The sequence below is a fragment of the Methylobacterium sp. D48H genome (genome assembly GCF_053345715.1).
Genome location: NZ_JBKFAP010000007.1, coordinates 207,439 through 229,103 on the forward strand (window position 1 = coordinate 207,439; position 21,665 = coordinate 229,103).

The following is a 21,665-nucleotide window of genomic DNA, read 5'->3' on the forward strand; positions in this document are numbered from 1 at the left end:
CGGTCAGGCCGACCGGCGCAGGTTCCAGAACAGCGGCAGCCCGGTCAGCATGCCTTCGAGGTCGCGCCGGTAGGCGGTCGGCTGGAAATACTGGCCGCAGGGCAGGTAGGCGCCGACCTCCAGTGCCCGCGCCTGGATCCGCGCCGCCAGCGCCTTCTGGGCGTCGAGGTCCGGCGCGTCGAACCACGCGCCGCGCAGCTCCTCCAGGGGCGCGTCGGTCAGCCAGCTCGGCACGCCGGCCCGGCCGTTCCCGCGGGCGGCCAGATGGTAGGCCGGCGAGAGGTGGTCGAGCCCGCCGGAGAAGATGCCGAACATCGACCAGCCACCCTGGTCCAGGGGCTTGGCGTTCAGGATCCGCTGGTTGACCGTCCCCCAGTCGGTGGCGACGACGTCGAGGTTCATCCCGATCTTGCGGCAGGCATCGGCCATCACCTCGCAGATCGCGTTGATCCGCGGCACGTCGGTCCCGGAGAGCAGCACGACGCGCTCGCCCTTGTAGCCCGCCGCCGCCAGCGCCCGCTTCGCGGCGGCGAGGTCGCGGGGTGCGGTCAGCGCCTCCATGCCGGCCGAGGACGCCATCGGCCCGCCGGCCGTGAAGATGCCGACGGGCCCGCGCCGGATCGCCGGATCGCTGCCGGCGACGGCGTCCATCATCTCGGTCTGGTCGACGGCCGCGAGCAGCGCCCGGCTGATCGCGGGATCGTCGAAGGGCGGCAGGGTGTGGTTGAGGCGGATCTGGCCGATCAGCCCGGCGGTCTCCACCAGATCCACCCGCACGGCGGGCTGGCGGTTCAGGTCCGGCACGAGATCGACGAGGGGCTGCTCCCACCAGTCGATCTCGCCCGAGCGCAGGGCGCCGGCCGCGGTCGCGCCGTCGGGGATCGTGCGCCACTCGACGCGGTCGAAATGCGCGATCCGCGGCCCCGCCGTGAAGCTCGGCGTGCCGTCGGGGCGCGGTCGATACGCCTCGAACCGGCGGTAGACGTTGAGCGAGCCCGGGACCCGCTCCTCGGGGACGAAGCGGAACGGGCCGCTGCCGACGATCTCCGGCACCGGCTGCGTCGCGGGCGTCGCGCTCAGGCGCTCCGGCATGATCACCGGGACGTAGGAGGTCGGCTTGGCCAGGGCGTCCGGCAGGAGCGGGAAGGGCCGCTTCAGGCGGAACTGGACCACCGTGTCGGAGGGCGCCGAGAGCTCGTCCACCGTCGCGAACAGGGCCCCACCGTAGGCATCGCGCTGCGCCCAGCGCTTCAGGCTCGCCACCACGTCGCGGCCGAGGACGGGCGTCCCGTCGTGGAAGCGCAGGCCGTCCCGCAGGGTCAGGCGCCACGTGAGGCCGTCGGACGCGACCTCGTGGCCCGCCACCATCTGCGGCTGAGCGCGGTAGGCGGTGTCGAGGCTGTAGAGCGTGTCGAACACCATCAGCGCGTGGGTGCGCGTGACGTAATTGGTTGTGATGATCGGGTCGAGGAGCGCGAGGTCCGCGTAGGGGACGAACCGCAGGGTCGTCGCGGAGGCCGCCCGGACCAGGGCCGGCCGGGCGAGAGCCCCGGCCATCAGGGCTCCGGCGCCGGTCAGCAGGGTGCGTCGCTTCATGAATCGATCCCGGTCACGGCGGCGTCCGATCTGGCCGCAAGCCGGGTTCGCGTGCAAGTGGTGCGCCACTGCCGCGCTTCGATCGGGATCTCAGAACCCGCCCGGGCCGGGAGCCGGACGGGTCGCCCGTGATCGCGCTGCGCGGGCCCTCAGGCGGCGCGCGACCAGCGGATGTCGCCGAGACTCTCGCGGAAGGCGAAGCGGGCGAGATGGTCGGCCACGACGTTCTCCAGCCGGGTGAGGTTGACCGGGTCGGAGCTGTCGATGCGCATCACCAGCGCGTCAGGCTCGGCATCGAAGGTGCAGACGCGGTCCTCGCCGAAGGGCACGGTGCCGTGAACGGGGGTCGCCTCGACCTTGAACTTGTGGCTCCAGTGCCGGCAGAGCTGCTGCAGGTAGCGGCTCGCCTCGGTGGTCTGCACGCGGGCCTGGGAGGTGGGCATTCCGTCGGTCTCCAGATGGATGTGAAAACAGGCTGTCGGTGACGGTTCGTCGTTCGATCTCGCACGTGCGAGATAGGGAGGCCTCAGAGCAATTGCCATGCCTGGCGCCGACGGATCCGTCTCCGCCGTCTGTACTGAGCGTGTGTCCGAAGCGTTAGCAGCGGCTTAACGCGACGGGCCGCCCCGGCGGTTCGCGGCGCGGCGTGGCTGTCCTGCACCCGTCTCCGCGCCGAATTATGGCGCGATGCACAAATTCGCTCAGGCCGGCGGCGGGCCGCGATCGGTCGGGACGAGCACCTTGCCGGGGTTGAGCAGGTCGTCCGGATCGAGCGCGGCCTTCAGGCGCCGCATGAGGTCGAGCCCGACCGGGTCGCCGTAGCGCGCGAGTTCCTCGCGCTTGATGAGGCCGACGCCGTGCTCGGCCGCGATGGAGCCGCCCAGGGCGTGCACGTGGTCGTGAACGATCCGGTTGAACCGGCCCCACGCGGACAGGAACGCCGCGGGCTCCATGCCGGGCGGCTGTGACAGGTTGAAATGGATGTTGCCGTCGCCGAAATGGCCGAAGCCGCAGGGCCTCAGGCCCGGCATCTCGGCGAGGCAGGCCGCCCCCGCCCGCTCCAGGAACTCGGGCAGGCGGGAGAGCGGCACCGACACGTCGTGCTTGATCGAGGCGCCCTCGCGGGTCTGCGCTTCGGGAACGCCCTCGCGCAGGCGCCAGAGCGCGGCGTTCTGGGCCCCGCTGGTCGCGATGGTGGCGTCGGCGATCAGCCCGTCCTCCAGGGCCTGCCCGAGGGCCGATTCCAGTTCGGCCCCCGTGTCGGCGTCCGGGCGCGCGGACGCGACCTCGATCAGCGCGTAGGCGCCGTGCGCGCCGTCCAGCGGCCGCACCGTCCCCGGGACGTGGCGCAGCACGATCTCCAGGGCGAAGGGTGGCAGGTACTCGAACGCCGTCAGGTCGCGGTCCATCCGCGTCCGCAGGAAGACGAACAGGTCTAGAGCCGCCTTCGCCGAGTCGAGGCCGACGAAGGCGACGCTCGTCGAGCGCGGCCGCGGGAACAGCTTCAGCACCGCCGCCGTGACGATGCCAAGCGTGCCCTCCGAGCCGATGAAGAGCTGCTTCAGGTCGTAGCCGGCATTGTCCTTGCGCAGGGCCCTCAGCCCGTTCCAGACGCGCCCGTCGGCGAGCACGACCTCGAGCCCGAGGACGAGGTCGCGGGCGTTGCCGTAGGCGAGGACCGCGATCCCGCCGGCATTGGTGCTGACGCCACCGCCGATCCGGGCGGAGCCGCGCGACGCGTAGGAGAGCGGGAACAGCATGCCGGCGGCCTCGGCCGCCTCCTGCACCTCCTGCAGGATCATCCCGGCCTCGACCGTGATGGTAGCGTCCACCGGGTCGACCGCGCGCAGGCGGTTCATGCGTTCCAGGGACAGGACGACGCCGCCCTGCGGCACGCCGGCGCCGGTGAGGCCGGTATTGCCCCCGAGCGGCACGACGGCGATCCCGGCCAGCGTGCAGGCGCGGACCGCGAAGGCGACCTCCTCGGTGCTCCCCGGCCGCAGCACGGCCAGGGCCGACCCGGTGAACAGGCGGCGGCTCTCCGTCAGGTAGGGCGCGAGGGCGTCGGGATCCGTCAGCACGTGCCGCGCGCCGAGCCCGTCCCGGAGCGCGGTCAGCAGGGTGTCGAGGGCGGCTGTCGGCGTCATCGCGCGGATTCTGTAGGCCGGAGCAGGCCGGACGCAAGCGCCGGTATGGCGCGCGCCGATGCGGACCTTACAACGATGATGTAGGGCCCGGGCGTCGTCGCGCCGGTCCACCCGGACGATCCACCGCAGAGGCAGAGATGCTCTCCGTCATCCAGAACCCGCCCCGCATCGCGCTCCCCATCGTCGGCAGCAGCGACTTCTATCCCGTCCGCCGCGTCTACTGCGTCGGGCGCAACTACGCCGCCCACGCCCGCGAGATGGGCGCGGACCCGGACCGCGAGCCGCCGTTCTTCTTCATGAAGCCCGCCGACGCCCTGCAGATCGTCGGGCCGGAGCCGACGGCCCACGCCTACCCGCCGAAGACCGCCAACTACCATTTCGAGGTGGAGATGGTCGCGGCCCTCGCGAGCGGCGGCAGCGACATCCCGGCCGAGACCGCCCTGGAGCACGTCTACGGCTACGCCATCGGCCTCGACATGACCCGGCGCGACGTCCAGGACGAGGCCAAGAAGATGTCGCGGCCCTGGGACACCGCCAAGGCGGCCGACGGGTCGGGGCCGATCGGCGCGCTCCACCCGGTCTCCGCCATCGGCCACCCGGCGAAGGGCGCCATCACCCTGTCGGTCGACGGCGAGGTCCGCCAGAAGGGCGACCTCGGCGACATGATCTGGTCCGTCGCCGAGCAGATCGCCTACCTGTCGGGCTACTTCGCCCTGCAGCCCGGCGACCTGATCTTCACCGGCACGCCCTCCGGCGTCGGCCCGGTCCAGCGCGGCCAGCGCATGGTCGCGGCGATCGACGGTCTCGGCGCCATCACCCTCGACGTCGTCTGAGCCGCGCGGCCGCATGCTCCTCGATCGGCCGCTGCTGCGGCGCCTGTTCCACCTCGGGGCGCTCGCGTCCCGGGGCATGACCCTCGGCGTGCGCGGCGTCGCCCTCGACGGGGCCGGGCGCGTCGCCCTGGTGCGCCACACCTACGTGAGCGGCTGGCACCTCCCCGGCGGCGGCGTCGAGCGCGGCGAGACCGCGCGCGACGCGATCGTGCGGGAGTTCCGCGAGGAGGCGGAGATCGTCGCCGAGGGAGAGCCGCGCCTGCACGGCCTCTATCGGAACGTGGTCGCCGCGCCCCGCGACCACGTCGCCCTGTTCGTCCTGCCGGCCTTCACGGTCCTGCGCCCGAAGGCTCCGGACCGGGAGGTCGCGGAGTGCGCGTTCTTCCCGATGGACGCGCTCCCCGAGGGGACCACGCGCGGGACCCGCGCCCGGCTCCGGGAGATCCGCGACGGCCTCCCGCCGGAGCCCAACTGGTAAATCGTGACGGTTCGCGAAAAGGGCGCTTGCGTCGCCCGGCGGAATGGTGTTTAGAGAGCCGCGCCGGGGGCCGCCGGCACGAAAGTCCGGGCGGCGCGGCACAGTGAGCGGGTGTAGCTCAGGGGTAGAGCACAACCTTGCCAAGGTTGGGGTCGAGGGTTCGAATCCCTTCGCCCGCTCCAGTTTTCCCAACCATACGAACGACGTACAAGGCCGCAGCTCTGCGGCCTTTGTCGTTTCTGGACCTCGGCGAACCGCCGGTCGCGGAGAGGCGAACGGCGTCCGGGTGGACCGAGGCGCGGGATCGCGCCCGGTCAGCCCGGCTCAGGCGTCCTGTTCCTTCGCGAAGGCCCGCAGCGAGACCCGGGCGACCTCCCGCAGCGCCTCCCGGTCGGCGCCCGAGGAGGCCAGCACGCCCATGCCGGAGGCGACGGTGGACAGGAATCGCGCCAGCGCGACCGGGTCGGAATCCGCCGGCAGGTCACCGTCCTGTCGGGCCTGGATGAAGCGCTCGCGGAGTTCCATCTCGCCCTGCGCCCGCCGGGACGCCAGCTCGAACGGGATGTTCTCCGAGCCCGCGCCGCAGGCGAGACCGCCCTGAACGAGGAGGCAGCCGGGCGGGTTCGCCGGATCCGTGTGGCTCTCGGCGATGCTGCTCAGGAAGCGCTCGGCCACGTCGCGCGCGGTCACACCCGCCAGGACGAAGCGCATGTGCTCCGAGCGCCGCTGCGCGTACCGGTCGAGGGCGGCCTTGAGCAGCCCCTCCTTGCTGCCGAAGGCCGCGTAGAGACTCGGCGGCTTGATGCCCATCGCCTTCGTGAGCATCGCGAGGCTCGCGCCGTCGTAGCCGTGGCGCCAGAACACCTCCATCGCCTCGTCGAGGGCCTTGTCCGTGTCGAAGGACCGGGGGCGCCCCATCACCATTGCCTGCGGACTCCAACTTTTATATCGAGTGGTAGATAAGTCACTTGACGCCCCGCGTCCATGCCGACATGTGTAGCGACCTATACAGATGTTGGAGTCGCTCGTGGAACCTCAGCGTCATCTCCCGCGCAATCCTCTCCGTGCCCGGCGCCTCGCGGCCGGAAGCCTCGCGGTCGCCCTTCTCGCAGGCGTCTCCTACACCTTCATACCCGGCGCCCTGGTCCGGGGAACCGTGGCCGTCGCCGCGACGCCGCCGACCGAGGTGGCGATGCCGGCCTCGGTCGCGACCGTCGAGCCGCGCGACGTCATCCTCTGGGACGAGTTCTCGGGTCGTCTGGAGGCCGTCGACCGCATCGACGTCCGTGCCCGGGTGGGCGGCGCGATCCTGGCCACGCATTTCGCGGAAGGCGAGGTGGTCAAGGCCGGCGACCTGCTGGTGACCATCGATCCCGCGCCCTACGCGGCCGAGGTCCAGCGGTTGGAAGCCCAGGTCGCGGGCGCCGAGGCGCGGGTCGGCATGACGGCGAGCGACCTCGAGCGCGGGCAGAAGCTGTCGGACCAGCGCATCGTCACGGCGCGCGACCTCGACGTCCGCGCCAACGCGTTCAAGGAGGCCAAGGCGAGCCTCGACGCGGCGAAGGCGGCCCTGGAGGCGGCGCGCCTGAACCTCGGCTACACGCAGGTCCGGACGGCCGTCGGCGGCCGCGTCGGCCGCCGCGAGATCACGCCGGGCAACCTCGTGGCCACGGGCGCCGGGGCCGCCGTGCTGACCACGCTCGTCTCGGTCGATCCGGTCTACGCCAGCTTCGATGCCGACGAGGGCGTGGTCCTGAAGGCGCTGGCCTCGGTCGCCGAGCCGGGCGGCCGGCGCGGCAAGCTCGACCGCATCCCCGTGGAGATGGCGACCGCCGACGGCGCCCGCGCGGCCGGGCATCTCCAGTTCATCGACAACAAGGTCGACGCGCGCAGCGGCACGGTCCGGGTGCGCGCGACCTTCTCCAACGGCGACGGCCGCCTGATCCCGGGCCAGTTCGCCCGGATGCGCCTTGGCCAGGCCGCGCCGGAACGTCTCGTCCTCGTCGACGAGCGGGCCGTCGGCACCGATCAGGACAAGAAGTTCGTGCTCCTCGTGGGGTCGGACAACCGGGCCGAGTTCCGGGCCGTCACCCTCGGCCGGGCAGTCGACGGTCTGCGCGTCGTGACTTCCGGCCTGTCGGGCGGCGAGCGCATCGTGGTCAACGGCCTGCAGCGCGTCCGTCCCGGGACCCTCCTGCGCCCCGAACCGGTGGCGATGGGCGCGCGCCCGCAGGACGCCGCCCCCGGGCCGCGCAAGCTCGCCCAGCGCTGACGGCCGGCGCGCCGCGCCCGTCCGCCCGATCCAAATCCCCGACGCCTTCGAGACGGCGGCCGCACGCGGCCGCCCGGACGCCCCTGCCTCACGCCCTCGGAGGGCGGCATGAATCTCTCCAAGTTCTTCATCGACCGCCCGATCTTCGCGGGCGTGCTCTCGATGCTCATCTTCATCGGCGGTCTGCTGTCGCTCTTCGCGATGCCGATCTCCGAGTACCCGGACGTGGTGCCGCCCTCCGTCGTCGTCCGCGCGACCTTCCCGGGCGCCAACCCCAAGGTCATCGTCGAGACCGTGGCGACGCCGATCGAGGAGCAGATCAACGGCGTCGAGGGCATGCTCTACATGTCGAGCCAGGCCACGACGGACGGCATCATGACGCTGACCGTCACCTTCCGGCTGGGCACCGACCCCGACAAGGCGCAGCAGCTCGTCCAGAATCGCGTCTCGCAGGCCGAGCCGCGGCTACCGGCGGTGGTGCGCCAGCTCGGCATCGTCACGGTGAAGAGCTCCCCCGACCTCACCATGGTCGTGCATCTCGTCTCGCCCAACGGGCGCTACGACATGACCTACCTGCGCAACTACGCGGTGCTGAACATCAAGGACCGCCTGGCGCGGCTCGACGGCGTCGGCCAGGTCCAGCTCTTCGGCTCCGGCGACTACGCGATGCGGATCTGGCTCGACCCGCAGAAGGTGGCCGAGCACGGCCTGTCCGCGGGCGACGTCGTGCGCGAGATCCAGGCCCAGAACGTCGAGGCCGCGGCCGGCGTGATCGGCGCGTCGCCGGCCGTTCCGGGACTCGACCTGCAGCTCTCGCTCAACGCCGAGGGGCGCCTGAGCAGCGAGGAGCAGTTCGGCGACATCGTGGTCAAGACCGGCGCCGACGGGGCGATCACGCGCCTGCGCGACGTCGCGCGCATCGAGCTCGGCGCTTCCGACTACGCCCTGCGCTCGCTCCTCGACAACAAGTCGGCGGTGGCGATCCCGATCTCGCAGTCGCCCGGCTCGAACGCGATCCAGATCTCCGACGAGGTCCGCCGCACCATGGCGGAGATCAAGCGGACCATGCCGGAGGGCGTCGACTACCAGATCGTCTACGACCCGACGCAGTTCGTGCGCGCCTCCATCGAGGCGGTCATCCACACGCTGCTGGAGGCGATCGCCCTCGTCGTGCTCGTGGTGATCCTGTTCCTGCAGACGTGGCGGGCCTCGATCATCCCGCTGCTCGCCGTGCCGGTCTCGATCGTCGGCACCTTCGCGGTGATGCACGTCTTCGGATTCTCGATCAACGCGCTGAGCCTGTTCGGCCTCGTGCTGGCCATCGGCATCGTCGTCGACGACGCGATCGTGGTCGTCGAGAACGTCGAGCGCAACATCGAGAGCGGCCTGTCCCCGCGCGACGCCAGCTACCAGGCCATGCGCGAGGTCTCGGGCCCGATCATCGCCATCGCCCTCGTGCTGGTCGCGGTCTTCGTGCCCCTGGCCTTCATCAGCGGCCTGACGGGCCAGTTCTACAAGCAGTTCGCCCTGACCATCGCGATCTCGACGGTGATCTCGGCGATCAACTCGCTGACCCTCTCGCCGGCCCTCTCGGCGCTGCTGCTGAAGGATCACCACGCGCCGAAGGATCGTCTCACCCGCATCCTCGACCGGCTGCTCGGCTGGTTCTTCCGCCGCTTCAACCGCGCCTTCGGGCGGGCCTCGAACGGCTACGGTCGCGGCGTCGGCTTCGCGGTATCGCGCAAGGCCGCGATGATGACCCTCTACGTCCTGCTCGTCGGGCTGACCGTCGGCCTGTTCCGCCAGATTCCGGGCGGCTTCGTGCCGGGCCAGGACAAGCAGTACCTCGTGGGCTTCGCGCAGCTGCCCGACGGCGCGACCCTCGACCGGACGGAGGAGGTCATCCGCCGCATGAGCGAGATCGCCCTCAAGGAGCCCGGCGTCGAGAGCGCCGTCGCCTTTCCGGGCCTCTCGATCAACGGCTTCACCAACAGCTCCAACTCAGGGATCGTGTTCTCGACGCTCAAGCCGTTCGACGAGCGCAGGGACCCGTCCCTCAACGGGGCGGCGATCGCGCAGTCGCTGAACAAGAAGTACGCCGCGATCCCGGAGGCCTTCATCGCGATGTTCCCGCCGCCGCCGGTGAACGGGCTGGGGACGATCGGCGGCTTCAAGCTGCAGATCGAGGATCGGGCCGGCCTCGGCTACGAGGCGCTGAACGACGCCACGAAGGCGTTCATGGCGAAGGCCGCCCAGGCGCCGGAACTCGTCGGGCTGTTCTCGAGCTTCCAGATGAACGTGCCGCAGCTCTTCGCGGACATCGACCGGACGAAGGCCCGTCAGCTCAACATCCCGGTGACGGACGTCTTCGACACGCTGCAGATCTATCTCGGCTCGCTCTACGTCAACGACTTCAACAAGTTCGGCCGCACCTACTCGGTGCGCGTCCAGGCCGACGCCCCGTTCCGGGCGCGATCGGACGATGTCGGTCTGCTGAAGGTCCGGGCCGGTTCCGGCGAGATGGTCCCGCTCTCCGCCCTGCTGCGCGTCCGCCAGACCGCCGGACCGGAGCGGGCCATGCGCTACAACGGCTTCCTGTCGGCCGACATCAACGCCGGCGCGGCGCCCGGCTACTCGTCGGGTCAGGCCCAGGCGGCGGCCACGCGGATCGCGGCGGAGACGCTGCCGCGGGGCTTCGCCTTCGAGTGGACGGACCTGACGTACCAGGAATTCATCGCGGGCAATTCCGGGATCTGGGTCTTTCCCCTCGCGCTGCTCCTAGTCTTCCTCGTGCTCGCCGCGCAGTACGAGAGCCTCGCCCTGCCGCTGGCGATCCTGCTGATCGTGCCGATGGGGCTGCTCGCCGCGATGTTCGGCGTGTGGCTGTCGGCCGGCGACAACAACGTCTTCACGCAGATCGGGCTGATCGTGCTCGTCGGGCTCTCGGCCAAGAACGCCATCCTGATCGTCGAATTCGCCCGTGAGCTCGAATTCGCCGGTCGGAGCCCGCTCCAGGCGGCGATCGAGGCGAGCCGCCTCCGGCTGCGGCCGATCCTGATGACGTCGATGGCCTTCATCATGGGCGTGCTGCCGCTGGTGACAGCCACCGGCGCCGGATCGGAGATGCGCCGCGCGATGGGCGTCGCGGTGTTCTCGGGCATGATCGGCGTGACCGCCTTCGGCCTGTTCCTGACCCCGGTCTTCTACGTGCTGCTGCGTCGCCTGAGCGGCAACAGGCCCCTGAAGCATCACGGCGCCGCCGCGCCGGTCCCGGCGCCAGTCGCTGTGCCCGGCTCCGCGCCGGCCGATCACGGGATCCCGTCAGCCGCGCCGCTGCCACAGGCCTGACAGGGCGCGCCACGCCGGCGCCAGCACGACGTTCGTCAGCGGGATCAGCGCCCCGCCGACGACCAGCCCGATGAGGCCCGACACGGTCGCGGTGACGAGCCACTCGACGAGGCCCGCGGCGAACGGCACGCGCGCCGCCGCGGCCTCCGCCATCGCGTGGGCGGCGTGCGCCGGGGCCGAGAACCCGTAGGTCTCGAGACCGTGCATCAGGATCCCGCCGCCGACCCAGATCATCGCCGCCGTCCCGATGACGGCCAGGATCTTGAGCAGGATCGGCATTCCCCTGACGACGCCGCGGCCGAGCCCGCGGATCAGGCTTCCGAGCGGCGGGCCCGCGGTGCTGCGGGCGAGGGCCAGACCGGCATCGTCGGCCTTCACGATCAGCGCGACCACGCCGTAGACGCCCGCGGTGATGCCGATTGCGACGATGGCCAGCACCGCCGCCCGCATCCAGAAGCTGCCCTCCGGCAGCGCCGCCAGCGTGATGGCCATGATCTCGGCCGACAGGATGAAGTCCGTCTTGATGGCGCTCGCCACGCGCCGGTCTTCCCGGGCCTGATCGCCGCCGGCGCCACCCTCCTGGTCCGCCTCGTCGCCGTGGCCGTGCTGGGCGAACACGGCTTCGTAGACCTTCTCGGCGCCCTCGAAGCACAGGTACGCGCCGCCCAGCATGAGGAGCGGCGTGATCGCCCAGGGGGCGAAGGCGCTCAGCGCCAGGGCACCCGGCAGCAGGAAGAGGATCTTGTTGCGCAGCGATCCGAGGGCGATCCTGCCGACGATCGGCAATTCGCGCTCCGCGGCGAAGCCGACGACGTAGCGCGGCGTCACGGCCGCGTCGTCGATGACGACGCCGGCGGCCTTGGTGCCGGCGCGCGCCGCCTGGCCGGCCACGTCGTCGAGCGAGGCCGCCGCGGCCCTCACCATGAAGGCGACATCGTCCAACAGGGCGATCAATCCGACGCTCACCCGTCCCCCCTCGTCCCTGACCGGTCCGCCAGACAGACGATCCGCGGCAGGATTTGATCCCTGACCGGCGAAAAATCGGCGGACCCGGCCGTCGCCCGGGACTGGCTGCCCCCGCTCGCTCGCGCCTAGCGCAGCGCCAGGGCGTCGAGCCAGCCGTGCGCGGCGGCGTAGCGGATGATCTCCGCGCGCGTGCGCAGGCCCAGCTTCTCGGCGGCCCGCGCCTTGTAGGTCTCGATGGACTTCACGCTGAGATCGAAGCGCCGCGCGATCTCCTTGTTGCTGAAGCCCTGCGCGATCAGCCGGAGCACGTCGGTCTCGCGCGGGCTCAGCGCTTCGGCCGACGGCTCGGACTCCGCGCCCTGCGCCGGGGCCCCGGGATGCGACATGGCGTGGCTCGCCACCGAGGGGTCGAGGTAGATCCCGCCCGCCGCGACGGCGCGGACCGCGCGGAGCAGGTCCTCCGCGGCCGAGCGCTTGAGGAGGTAGCCCCGGGCGCCCGCCTTGAGCAGCGGCTGAACGTAGGCCGCGTCCTCGTGAACCGTCAGCACCAGCACCCGCGTCCGCGGGCACGACCCGGCGACGCGCTCGGTCAGCTCCAGGCCGTTGAGGCCCGGCATCGAGACGTCGACGACGGCGACGTCTGGGTCGGCGGCGTGGATCATCGGCAGCGCCTCGCTGCCGCTGGTGGCCTCGCCGACCAGCTCGATCTCCGGGTCGGCGTTCAGGAGCGTCCGGATCCCCGCGAGGACGATGGGATGGTCGTCGGCCAGGGCGACGCGGATGCGGTCCGTCATGCGCTTCTCCTCAGGTCTCGGGATGTTCCGGAATCGGGATGGTGACGAACAGCGTCGTACCGATGCCCGGGGACGATTCCAGCGTGAGAGTCCCGCTCAGGAGCGACAGCCGCTCGCGGATGCCCGACAGGCCGAGCCGCAGCTTGGCCGGCGCCTCGCCGCCGGCGCGCTCACGCTGCTCGTCGGCGTTGAAGCCGGTGCCGTCATCCTCGATGACGACCCGCATCTCGCCCGCGCGCTTCTCCACCGAGACGCTGACGCTCGCGGCCCGGGCGTGCTTGAGGACGTTGGTGAGGGCCTCCTGCACGATCCTGTAGACGGCCGTCTCGATCGCGGCCGGCAGCCGGGTCGCCTCGCTCAGGAACTCCAGGTCGGCGCGGATCCCGTGCCGCTGGCTCCAGTCGCGCAGCAGGGTGGCCAGGGCCTCGCGCAGCCCGAGATCGTCGAGGGCGGTCGGCCGGAGGTCGACGGCGGCCCGGTGGATGTCGCGGCCGATCTCCCCGGCGAGCGATTGCAGCCACTCCACCTGCCGGCCGGCCTCCGCCGTGGCCCCGCGTGCCAGGAGCCGCTCCATGCTCTTGAGGCCCAGCGACAGACCGGTCACCGTCTGGCCGACCTGGTCGTGGAGTTCGCGGGCGATCCGGCGCTGCTCGTTCTCCTGGGCCTCGCCGAGGCGGCGCAGCAGCGCGAAGCGCTCGGCCTCCGCGCGCTTGCGCGGCTCGATGTCCGACACCACGCCGTAGATCAGTCCGGCCGGGGTATGCTCGTGGAGCTGCGGCACGCGGCCGGCGACCCGGACCCAGCGCGGCTCCCGACCCTCCTGGGTCACGCGGAACTCGACGTCGAGCGGCGTGCCCTCGGCGAGGCTCCGGTGCAGGGCCTCGCTCAGGCGCCCGCGATCCTCGGGATCGACCGCCTGCAGGACGGTGTCGGCGTCAACGGCGCTGTCGCGCCCCTCGGCGGCGGCCGTCCAACCGAGGAGATCGGCCGCGCGGGGCGAGCCGGTGACCCGGTGCGCGACGGTGTCCCAGCGCAGCGTGCCGAGTTCCGCGGCCTCGGCGGCGACGGCGCCCTGTTCCTCGCTGGAGCGGAGCGCGAGGGAGAACCGGGCCTGCTCGCCCGCCCGGCGCTGCGCCATGTCGCGGCCGACGAGACCGACCAGCGCCAGGGCGAGCCCGATGCTGACGAAGCTGCCCCCACCCAGGACGGCGTAGGACCGCGAGACCGGCGCGTTGAGCGTCGCGACCGGCATCCCGAAATGCACCGACCAGCCGCCGGTATGCTGCAGGGTCCGGTAGACCACCTCGACATCGGCGCCTTCCAGCGTCGGTCCGGTGTAGAAGCCGTTCGGGGCGTTCCGGATCGCCGCCTGGAGCGCCGGGTTCGCCGGGTGGCCGAGCTCCTCCACCTCGGCCCGGGTCCGGGCGATCGTGTTGCCCTCCGCGTCCACGATGGTGCCGACCCAGCCCTCGGGGGCGCCGGCGTCGCGCAGGATCGAGCTCACCGCGTTCGTGGCGAGCCGGATCGAGAGGACGTAGCGCAGCGTGCCGTCCCGGATGACCGGCACGCGCAGCGCGACGAGGCGCTTGCCCGAGATCGAGCCGGCCGGGCCGATGCCGCCGATCACCGGCTGCCGCGTGCGCACCACCGCGTCGAAGCTCGTCCGGTTCGAGGTCGGTCCGAGTTCCTCCTCGAGGGAGCGGAGCAGATTGACGATCTGGGCGCCGTCCGGTCGCGCGAGCTCCACCGTCTCCCAGAGCGGGTGCGCCTGCCGGAGGCGCACGGCCTCGGCGTAGAAGGCCGCGAGGTCGGGCCGGTCGAGGGTCGCGGAGGCGGCCTCGGCCTCGAGGACCGTGATCTGGGCGGCGATGTCCGAGGCGACGCGCTCGGCCACCCGGGTCGCGCTGGCGACGGCGGCGCTCCGGGCGAGGTCGCGCTGCTGCTGCGCCATCAGCGTCGCGACCCAGCCGCTGAGCAGCAGGACCGGGATCGCGGCCGCGAGGGCGAGGGCGACGAAGGTGCGGCGGCTGCCGCGGCTCAGCTGGAGCTCGGGCCTCCGGATCGCGGTGTCGCGGGCGCGAGCATTCATGCGGCCGTGCGTGGACACGCTTCGCGCCGGTCCGGACCCGGCGCCCATCGCTCGGACGGCCCGACGCCTCTGTCTCGCCGTCCCGCGCGCACCGTCGCCCGCCTCCCGTATCCCCGCATCGGCCCGTAAGCTCACAGCTCTCCTACGGGAAAGTCGGGCCGCCGTCAGGCCGGGGAGGCGGGGTCGGTCGCGGCACCGGCGTCGGAAAGGGCCGATCCGGGCAGCATCCGGGCGGGGTGCGGCATCCGCGTCGCGACCGCCCATGAGGAGCCGTCGTAGCCCTCGTACCAGGCCCGGCGCTCGCGCGACTCCCCGGGATAGGGGCAGGCGTCGCGGGGCCGACCGACGGCGCGCGCGCGGGCGCCCTGTTTGACGATGTCCATGAGCATGGGCGCTGATCTCTCCGGCCGCTCGGGAGCCTGTCCCGCCGGGTCAGAAGCGCCGAGTTCGAACGGCCAAGCAAGCTGTTTCGAGCCGGGATACCGCTCACACCGACGCCTGTCGGGAATATCCCGACAGGCCGTGCGTGCGAGGATCGATTGACCATTGCACGAAAGCGGCACCGGATCTTTCGGAGATCGCCCCGATCCGTCCGAATGATGCGCGGAGGGACACGAGATCCTCGCGTCGTCGGACGCGAGGATCACGAGTGCCCCGCCGACGTGGGCGTGGCGTGGAAAGTCGACCGGGAGGCCGTGACGGCCCGGCCTCTCGGTCCGGATGCGCCGCCTAGTAGGCGCAGCCGTAGCCGACCGGCGCGTAGCCGTACCCGTAGGGCCGCCCGTAGGCCGCGCCGTAGAGACCGGGCCGTGCAGCGGCCGCGAGGCCCAGGCCGGCGCCGGTCGCGAAGTCGACCCCGCGATAGCCGCCCCAGCCACCCGAGCGATACGCGTGGGGCCGGAAGCCGTAGCCGGCGGGGCGGAAGTGGACGCCGCGATATCCGCGGTAGCCCCGGTGCCGCCGATAGTGCCGGTGGAGACGGTGATGGCGGTACCGGTGGAGACCGTGGCGCCGCCCCCTCCAGACGCCGTGGCCCAGATGGTGGGGCCCATGATGGAAGCCGCGGCCGTGGGGTCGCGCCTCGCTCGACGGGGCGAACAGGACGAGGCTCGACAGCGCCGTGAGGGCGATCGCGAGACGTTTCATGGGCTGAGCTCCAGAGACGTTGAAGGACGTCCGCACGGATCGGACCCGATGCCGGATCCGACCGCGCGGCGCGGTCTGTCGGAACGGCGATGCCGGCCGCCATCGCGGGCCACCGCGCACTCCCCGGGACGCGCGGACGGCGGGAGACCGCCGGCCGCTGTCCCGCAGGCTCATCTGTGTTGCCCGGCGCCGATCAGCAGTCGGAGAGATCGGCAATCGTGTCAGGGTCGGCCCGACATGCCCGGGCGACGGGTCTGGACTAGCTTGGCCGTGGACATTCGCGCGCGCTGCACATGGGGACGGCATGCGGAAGGCGTTGGGACGGCCGGTGCAGAGGGCGCGATCCTGGTACCGGCGCTACGGGCGCTTCGGCGCGCCGCAGACGCCGCGACCGGTCAAGCAGGGCCCGCAGGCCGCCCCCGGACGCTCGCTGGAGGACTGGGCGCGGTTCGGCGGCGGTCTGCTCGGCCCGGAATCCGCCGATGCCCCGCGTCCTGAGATCCGCGCCGATCGAGGGGCCGCCCTCGGCATCCCGATCAGTCCGCCGGGCTGAAGACGTCGTCGCCCACGAAGATCATCTCGCGGTCGATCTCGGGGGGATCCTTCTGCGAGCCGTAGGCGAAGAACAGGCGCCGGGTCCGGCCATCCGCCGCGGTCAGCGTCAGCGTGTGGCGATCGAGGGCGTAGCGCCCGCCCTCCGGCGCGCGCCGACGGGCGATCGCCGTGCCGACGCCGGTGCTCGCCCCCGAATTCGTCGCGCCGACCGAGCCGCCGCGGCCGTAACTTCCGTCCGCGTGGAAGTCGTAGCGGCTCTCGACGGCGATCGCGACGTCGCCGCCCAGGGCGGTGTTGCCGCCGCCCGACAGCCGCCGGTAGGCCCGCGCCACCCGCTCGCCAGAGTCGGCCGGGAAGGCCCGGAAGAAGCTGCCGTCGCCGAGGGCGTAGTCGTTCGCGCGGCCGCGCGCGTCCGTCAGGACGAAGCCGGCGCCCTTGGCACTCCAGCGCCCGAATCGCTTGGGCCGTGCGGCCCGCTCGGCGGCGAGGTCCACGTCTTCGAGCGCGGTGTCGGCGATCTCGTAGTAGGTTCCGTCGCGCAGGAAGATCAGCGGCTCGAAATCGATGGTCATGAGACCGCCGACGCCGAACCCAGTGGTCGACCGGAAGTACACGCCCTCGACCTGATCCCAGTTGGCGGCGTGGCGCGGGGGACCGGCCGCGTCCGGGGCGGAGGGAGCCGGCGAGGGAGCCGGCCGCGCGTCCGGCACGGGCGGGCTCTCCGCGACCGGCGGCGGCTTCGGGGCCGCGCGTTTGGCCCGGCCCTTCGGCACCAGCCCGTCCTCGGTCAGCGCCAGATTCCGCAGCGTGGCGACCGGGATGAACTCGTTGGACAGGCCCGCCAGGAAACGCGGCAGCACGCCGAGCCGCTTGGCCGCCTGCCAGCCGGCATGGTGGAGAACGGCGCGCAGCTTGACCTGCTCGGCGAAGGCCGCCCGCGTGGCCGGCTGGGACAGGGGCGGCCGTTCCGCCATCGGCGCCACGAACCGGGTCCGGATCGCCCGCAGGGCCGCCGCGCTCGGCTCGACCGTCGCGTCGTTGGCAACCATCCATTGCAGGGCGATGAAGGCGGTGAGCACGTCGCCCGCATCGTCCGGCCGCAGCGGCGACCCGTCGAGGAAGCCGCGGAAGATGGTGTCGTAATCGTGCCGGGCCAGCTCTCGCGCCGTCTCGGCCGCGGCGATCGGGTTCGTGGCGCGCTGGTCGCGCACCGCCCGCGCCACCGTGGCGGCCCGCAGGTCGGGCGTCGAGGCGTAGGGGAGGGCCGGTCCCTCCACCTCGGTCGCCTGGGCCCGTGCCGGGGTCGCCGACACCGGGATCGCCAGGCTCGACAGCGGGACGGCTGCCACGCCGAGGCCGAGCAGCGCGGCCGCGCGCCGGAAGGTGAACCGCATCATCGCCGCAACCACGCTCGAAGGATCATCAGCAGGCCCTGCACGACGGTGAGCAGCAGTGTCAGGGCCATGAAGGGCAGGAACGGGATCAGCAGCCAGCCCGTCATCGTCAGCGTGTAGAGCAGGCCGCCGATATCGTGTCCGGCCACCGGGCAGGGGTGCGTCCCCGCCTCGTTGACGGTGCAGCCGGTCAGGTTCGTCAGCGCGAGGCCGAGCGCGAAGGGTACGACCGGCAGCCACGTGATCAGCAGCAGGATGAGGATCACGCGCAGGCGTCGCCGGGACGGGCTCGGCCGCGCCATCGTGGGGATGGCCATCGGTCACAAGCCCCGCGCGGAGCCGGGGCGGCCGCGTCTCGCCGCGCCGCTCATGGCTGGCGGCGGTAGAGGCCGCGGAAGGTGACGTTGACGCCTCCGCAGGCGAGGTTGTCGTCGACGACCAACCAGGGGCCGACCCGCCGCAGCCAGACCTTGCAGTCGGAAGCGTCACCGGCCTCGACCGGCAGCGCCCCGTTCTCGCCGACGGCGAAGCTCGCCGCGGCGCCCTGCGGGGCGACCGTGCCGGCGAATTCGCCGATATGGACGCCGCCGCGGCGCGCCCGCTCGGGATCGCCGGCGCCCCAGGTGGCGTCGCCCCCGAAAGTCAGCAGCCCCGGCTTGTCGGCCTGGGTGATGCGGATGCGCGCCTCCGCACGGGTCCAGGTGCCGAGCCAGTCCCCAGGCGCGACGGCACCGGGCGGCTCGACGGCGACGGCCTCGCCCGGGAGCCAGCCGGTCCGGCCCATATCGTCGCCCGCGCCCCGATAATGGGCGCAGACATAGGCGCCGCGACGCTCGCCGAGGATGACGGGATCGGCGTTCACCAGGTAGGCGCGCTCGCGGCAGGCGGCGCTCGGGTCCGGGCAGCCGGCGCGGGCGAGCCCGTCCTTGACGAAGGCCGTGCGCCCCGGCGCGCTGATGCGCCCGAAGGCTGGGGGCGCGCCGGACGCGAGCGAGGGGGACCGCCGGCACTCGTTCTCCTCCGCGCGCGCCGGGCCAGCGAGCAGGGCGAGGGCGGAGACCAGGAGCAGCGGGGCGAGGAGCGGCGGGCGCATCGGGAAGGCTCTCGTTGTGGGTGCAGAGGTCGGTCAGCGCATCGCCACCGAGGCGGCGACACGGTCGGCCCTGTCCAGGGCGTCGGGGCGACCGGCATCGGCGAAGCCCAGCACCCGCAAGTAGCGCTGGCCGTCGAAGACCATCGTCTGCGTCACGCCGAGGGCACGGCCGCTCTTGGTGTCGGTCCCGGTGCCGCGCAGCCGCACGACGACCGCCTCGCCGCGACTGGACCGCGCCTCGTCCGTGACGTTCACGTCGGCGAAGTCCTTCTGCGCGGCGAACAGCCGGCGGGCGACCGCGACCTCCGCGCCCGCCGGGACCGGCGCCTGACCGAGCGAGGGCGCGACGACGATCACCGGCTGCTCGCGCTCGGGATCGACGTCCTTGGGTCCCTCGGTGAGGAGGAGGCTGTTACCCGCGAAGACCGCGGTCGGCCGGTAGCCCGCCATGTCGCCGACCGTGTAGGGCAGCGCCGCGACCTGATCGGTCAGGCTCGCTTTCGCGCGGAACGCGATCGTGCGGAGGGCGGCCTCGACGGAAGCGGCGGGCACCTGCCGGGCCGCCTTCTCGGGGACCTGCACGGTGACGAGCCCGGTCCCGGGGGCGCCGCGCACGACGGCGACCCATTTCGCGTAAGTGAGGCCGTTGGCCGGCTGGGTGCCGCGCAGGACGAAGCCCTCCCCGCCCGCGACCGGCAGGGGCTCGGCCCCGCCCTTCACCCGGAAGCCCGTGGCGGCCAGCGCCTCGGGGGTGAATCGGCCGTTGATCTGGTCCCAGGCCTCCGGCGGCATCTCCACCAGGATGATCGACGCGCCGGCCGGATGCTCGAAACCGGCGAAGCGCCGGCTCACGCTCATCCCGGCCGGCGGCGTCAGGCCGAGGGCGCCGGCGCCCGGAAAGACCGGGTCGGCCCGGGCCTCGCGGGCCGGGCCCGCGATCGCCAGGGGCGCGAAGACCAGTCCGGCCAGGATGACGCGCCGCGCCGGGCGTTGCGGGACAAGATGGGAGAGGGCGCCGCGCAGGCGCTCGCGAACCGACATGGTCAACCTTCAGGGAACGGTGGGACGACGAGGCGGGGAAGGCGAGGTTCGGCTACCGCGTCGCCACGCGGCTGATGACGAAGGTGTTGCCTGAGAACTGGACCTGACCCGGCGCGCTCATGTGCTCCAGCATCAGGCGCAGGTTCCGGCCGAGCCGGGCGGAATCCGAGCGGGTCTCGTACCAGTACTCGGTGCTGGCCCCGCTCGCGCGCACCGGACGGTGGTGCTCGTAGCAGCGGAAGGCCGCCATGTACTCCTCGGCCGCCTGGACCTCCTGGGCCGAGAAGCCGCTCAGACGGACGACGTAGGCGCTGGGCAAACCCCCGCAGCCCTCGCCGCCGGGCGCCGCCGCCACGGCGCCGCCGACCGGAGCGGCGTCGGGGGGCGCGGCGCCGGCATCGGCACCGCGGCGGGGCGCGATGACGCCGTCGAGCTTCGCGGTGAGCGCGGCCGCGAGGTCGGCGGCCACCGTCTTCGCCTCGGCGCCGACCCGCTCGAGCAGGCACTCGCGGTCGCACCCCTGGGGCAGGGGCGGCAACTGGAGCCCGGCCACCTCGAACGAGCCGAGCGACTGACCGGTGCGGACGTTGAGGAGGCGGCCGGGGATACGGATCTCCGGCCGGACGATATCCGAGTAGGCGGATTTCGACGCCGACGCGTAGATCTGGAACACCGCCACCACGTCGAGCGGCGGATTCTGGACCGCGCGGGCGACCTCGATCAGCTCGGCATCCCGCCGGCGCACCCGGTTGGCTTGGGTGAACCCCATCGCGACGGCGGTCTCGTCGTAGACGTTGTAGCCGCGCAGATTCATGGTCTCGGACAGTTCGTGAATCACCCGCTGGAAGATGCGGTTGCCGCGGGGCACCGCGTCCTCGTCGGCGTCCTCGCCCATCACGACGACGTTGGGCTTGGTCTGCGCCCGGGCCGGTGCCGCGTAGGCGGATCCGAGCGCCAGGACGGCGAGGCAGGCGGCGCGGAACGCGGTGGTGCGGAACGCGGTGGTGCGGACGAGGGGCATCGGGATCCTCCAGGACATCGCGGGTCTCTCCGTCTTCGGACCGTCGGTGAGGCGAGTTGGCGTCATTCGGTGCAGGGACGCGGGGTCGGCGCCGCGCGGAAATCGTCGAGGTCGAGATCTGTCCGCAGGCGCGGATCGGCCAAGTCGGTGCAAGTGCGATCCGCGACCGGCAGGACGAAGCGCAGGGCACCGCTGCGGGCCGGCGCGATCAGGCTGACCTCCACCCTGCGGTTCACCCGTGACAGGGGTGCGTCGGGATCCTTCGGCCGCGCGGGTCCCCAGCCGTGGACGCGCAGGCGCTCCGGCGCGATGCCGTAGGTCTCGACGAGATGCGCCTTCACGGCCCGGGCCCGGGCCAGGGAGAGGCGGCGGTTGTAGGCGCGGCCGCCGGCGGCGTCGGTGTGGCCGGCGATCAGGAATCCGTGGCCCGCGAGCGGCTCGGCGCGCAGGGCCTCGCCGAGCGGTTCGAGCTGGATGCGCGCTTCGGGGGTCAGGCGCGCGCTGTCGTAGGCGAAGAACACGGTAAGATCGATCGACCGGGCGGGAACGACGCGGACCGCCGGGCCGCCGTCGTCGGGGCTGACCGCCAGCGGCCGCGCGGGCGCTCCCGGATTGCCGTCGGCGAACGGCGCGAGCGACCGGATGATCGCGGTGGCGCTCGGATTCGCGGCCCGCGCCTCCTCGGCCTCCACCCGCTCCGCGGCCGGGTCCCACGGCGGGGGCGCTTCGTCCGGCTGCGCTGCCCGGGCACCCGGCACCTCGGTGAGCGGGTTCGCCCGGGCGGGCGCGACCAGCGCGAGGGCGAGGCCGACGGCGAGCAACAGTCCGGAGCGGCCGAGGCGCGCCCGCGCGGCGCGCGGTAGATCGTGGGTCCGCATCGCTTCCCCTCTTC

General features: G+C 72.6%; 20 protein-coding genes and 1 tRNA gene. 6 read left to right on the forward strand and 15 right to left on the reverse strand.

The window, feature by feature from the left end; genetic code table 11:
- Nucleotides 1-3 precede the first annotated feature (3 nt).
- The 3 genes from ACLBX8_RS15200 to ACLBX8_RS15210 all read right to left on the reverse strand — a co-directional run bounded on the left by ACLBX8_RS15200 (nucleotide 4) and on the right by ACLBX8_RS15210 (nucleotide 3,743).
- Nucleotides 4-1,596, reverse strand: coding sequence for an ABC transporter substrate-binding protein (locus ACLBX8_RS15200; protein ID WP_447715445.1), 1,593 nt, complete (start codon nucleotides 1,594-1,596; stop codon nucleotides 4-6).
- Between the two features lie 149 nt (nucleotides 1,597-1,745).
- Nucleotides 1,746-2,039: a DUF2218 domain-containing protein gene (locus tag ACLBX8_RS15205; RefSeq protein ID WP_012320003.1), complete on the reverse strand. Its 294-nt coding sequence runs from the start codon at nucleotides 2,037-2,039 to the stop codon at nucleotides 1,746-1,748.
- Between the two features lie 258 nt (nucleotides 2,040-2,297).
- Nucleotides 2,298-3,743, reverse strand: coding sequence for an FAD-binding oxidoreductase (locus ACLBX8_RS15210; protein WP_447715446.1), 1,446 nt, complete (start codon nucleotides 3,741-3,743; stop codon nucleotides 2,298-2,300).
- Nucleotides 3,744-3,880: 137 nt separating this feature from the next.
- Between ACLBX8_RS15210 and ACLBX8_RS15215 the strand changes: the two genes are divergently transcribed.
- From ACLBX8_RS15215 to ACLBX8_RS15225, 3 genes are all read left to right on the forward strand, one after another.
- On the forward strand, nucleotides 3,881-4,576 hold the full coding sequence (locus ACLBX8_RS15215; RefSeq protein WP_042670673.1) for a fumarylacetoacetate hydrolase family protein: 696 nt from the start codon (nucleotides 3,881-3,883) through the stop codon (nucleotides 4,574-4,576).
- A 13-nt stretch (nucleotides 4,577-4,589) separates the two neighbouring features.
- Entirely contained in the window at nucleotides 4,590-5,054 is a 465-nt protein-coding gene (locus ACLBX8_RS15220) for an NUDIX domain-containing protein (protein WP_042670671.1), read from the forward strand.
- Nucleotides 5,055-5,161: 107 nt separating this feature from the next.
- Nucleotides 5,162-5,236: transfer RNA gene (locus ACLBX8_RS15225), tRNA-Gly, on the forward strand.
- A gap of 142 nt (nucleotides 5,237-5,378) precedes the next feature.
- Here the strand turns inward: ACLBX8_RS15225 and ACLBX8_RS15230 are convergent.
- Nucleotides 5,379-5,978, reverse strand: coding sequence for a TetR/AcrR family transcriptional regulator (locus ACLBX8_RS15230; protein WP_447715447.1), 600 nt, complete (start codon nucleotides 5,976-5,978; stop codon nucleotides 5,379-5,381).
- Between the two features lie 88 nt (nucleotides 5,979-6,066).
- On the opposite strand from ACLBX8_RS15230, the gene ACLBX8_RS15235 reads away from it, so the two are divergent.
- Nucleotides 6,067-7,326: an efflux RND transporter periplasmic adaptor subunit gene (locus tag ACLBX8_RS15235; protein WP_447698836.1), complete on the forward strand. Its 1,260-nt coding sequence runs from the start codon at nucleotides 6,067-6,069 to the stop codon at nucleotides 7,324-7,326.
- 108 nt (nucleotides 7,327-7,434) lie between these two features.
- Complete coding sequence (locus ACLBX8_RS15240; RefSeq protein ID WP_447698835.1) at nucleotides 7,435-10,674, forward strand: efflux RND transporter permease subunit; 3,240 nt, start codon at nucleotides 7,435-7,437, stop codon at nucleotides 10,672-10,674.
- Here ACLBX8_RS15240 and ACLBX8_RS15245 read toward each other — a convergent pair.
- The 5 genes from ACLBX8_RS15245 to ACLBX8_RS15265 all read right to left on the reverse strand — a co-directional run bounded on the left by ACLBX8_RS15245 (nucleotide 10,648) and on the right by ACLBX8_RS15265 (nucleotide 15,669).
- On the reverse strand, nucleotides 10,648-11,640 hold the full coding sequence (locus tag ACLBX8_RS15245; protein WP_447698834.1) for a DUF808 domain-containing protein: 993 nt from the start codon (nucleotides 11,638-11,640) through the stop codon (nucleotides 10,648-10,650). The genes ACLBX8_RS15240 and ACLBX8_RS15245 overlap by 27 nt on opposite strands.
- Before the next feature lie 125 nt (nucleotides 11,641-11,765).
- Nucleotides 11,766-12,434 carry a response regulator transcription factor gene (locus tag ACLBX8_RS15250; RefSeq protein ID WP_447698833.1) on the reverse strand — a complete coding sequence of 223 codons (669 nt, stop codon included), beginning with the start codon at nucleotides 12,432-12,434 and terminating at the stop codon, nucleotides 11,766-11,768.
- A 10-nt stretch (nucleotides 12,435-12,444) separates the two neighbouring features.
- Nucleotides 12,445-14,523, reverse strand: coding sequence for an ATP-binding protein (locus ACLBX8_RS15255; protein ID WP_447698832.1), 2,079 nt, complete (start codon nucleotides 14,521-14,523; stop codon nucleotides 12,445-12,447).
- A gap of 164 nt (nucleotides 14,524-14,687) precedes the next feature.
- Nucleotides 14,688-14,912: a ribosome modulation factor gene (locus ACLBX8_RS15260; protein WP_447698831.1), complete on the reverse strand. Its 225-nt coding sequence runs from the start codon at nucleotides 14,910-14,912 to the stop codon at nucleotides 14,688-14,690.
- Nucleotides 14,913-15,252: 340 nt separating this feature from the next.
- Complete coding sequence (locus ACLBX8_RS15265) at nucleotides 15,253-15,669, reverse strand: hypothetical protein (protein ID WP_447715448.1); 417 nt, start codon at nucleotides 15,667-15,669, stop codon at nucleotides 15,253-15,255.
- A gap of 304 nt (nucleotides 15,670-15,973) precedes the next feature.
- On the opposite strand from ACLBX8_RS15265, the gene ACLBX8_RS15270 reads away from it, so the two are divergent.
- A complete protein-coding gene (locus tag ACLBX8_RS15270) occupies nucleotides 15,974-16,222 on the forward strand; it encodes a hypothetical protein (protein ID WP_447698829.1) in 249 nt (82 codons plus the stop codon).
- Here ACLBX8_RS15270 and ACLBX8_RS15275 read toward each other — a convergent pair.
- The 6 genes from ACLBX8_RS15275 to ACLBX8_RS15300 are packed head-to-tail and all read right to left on the reverse strand — an operon-like array spanning nucleotide 16,206 to nucleotide 21,651.
- The gene (locus ACLBX8_RS15275) at nucleotides 16,206-17,621 is read right to left on the reverse strand and encodes a hypothetical protein (RefSeq protein ID WP_447698828.1); all 1,416 of its coding nucleotides are present in this window, start codon (nucleotides 17,619-17,621) and stop codon (nucleotides 16,206-16,208) included. The two genes, ACLBX8_RS15270 and ACLBX8_RS15275, sit on opposite strands and share 17 nt — an antisense overlap.
- On the reverse strand, nucleotides 17,618-17,935 hold the full coding sequence (locus tag ACLBX8_RS15280) for a hypothetical protein (protein WP_042670658.1): 318 nt from the start codon (nucleotides 17,933-17,935) through the stop codon (nucleotides 17,618-17,620). The genes ACLBX8_RS15275 and ACLBX8_RS15280 overlap by 4 nt, the downstream gene beginning before the upstream one ends.
- Before the next feature lie 50 nt (nucleotides 17,936-17,985).
- Nucleotides 17,986-18,711 (reverse strand): hypothetical protein, encoded by a 726-nt coding sequence (locus ACLBX8_RS15285; protein WP_447698827.1) that lies wholly within the window; start codon nucleotides 18,709-18,711, stop codon nucleotides 17,986-17,988.
- Nucleotides 18,712-18,744: 33 nt separating this feature from the next.
- A complete protein-coding gene (locus tag ACLBX8_RS15290; protein WP_447698826.1) occupies nucleotides 18,745-19,752 on the reverse strand; it encodes a hypothetical protein in 1,008 nt (335 codons plus the stop codon).
- Nucleotides 19,753-19,804: 52 nt separating this feature from the next.
- Complete coding sequence (locus ACLBX8_RS15295; RefSeq protein WP_234082334.1) at nucleotides 19,805-20,791, reverse strand: hypothetical protein; 987 nt, start codon at nucleotides 20,789-20,791, stop codon at nucleotides 19,805-19,807.
- A gap of 44 nt (nucleotides 20,792-20,835) precedes the next feature.
- Nucleotides 20,836-21,651 carry an OmpA family protein gene (locus ACLBX8_RS15300; protein ID WP_447715449.1) on the reverse strand — a complete coding sequence of 272 codons (816 nt, stop codon included), beginning with the start codon at nucleotides 21,649-21,651 and terminating at the stop codon, nucleotides 20,836-20,838.
- Nucleotides 21,652-21,665: the final 14 nt, after the last annotated feature.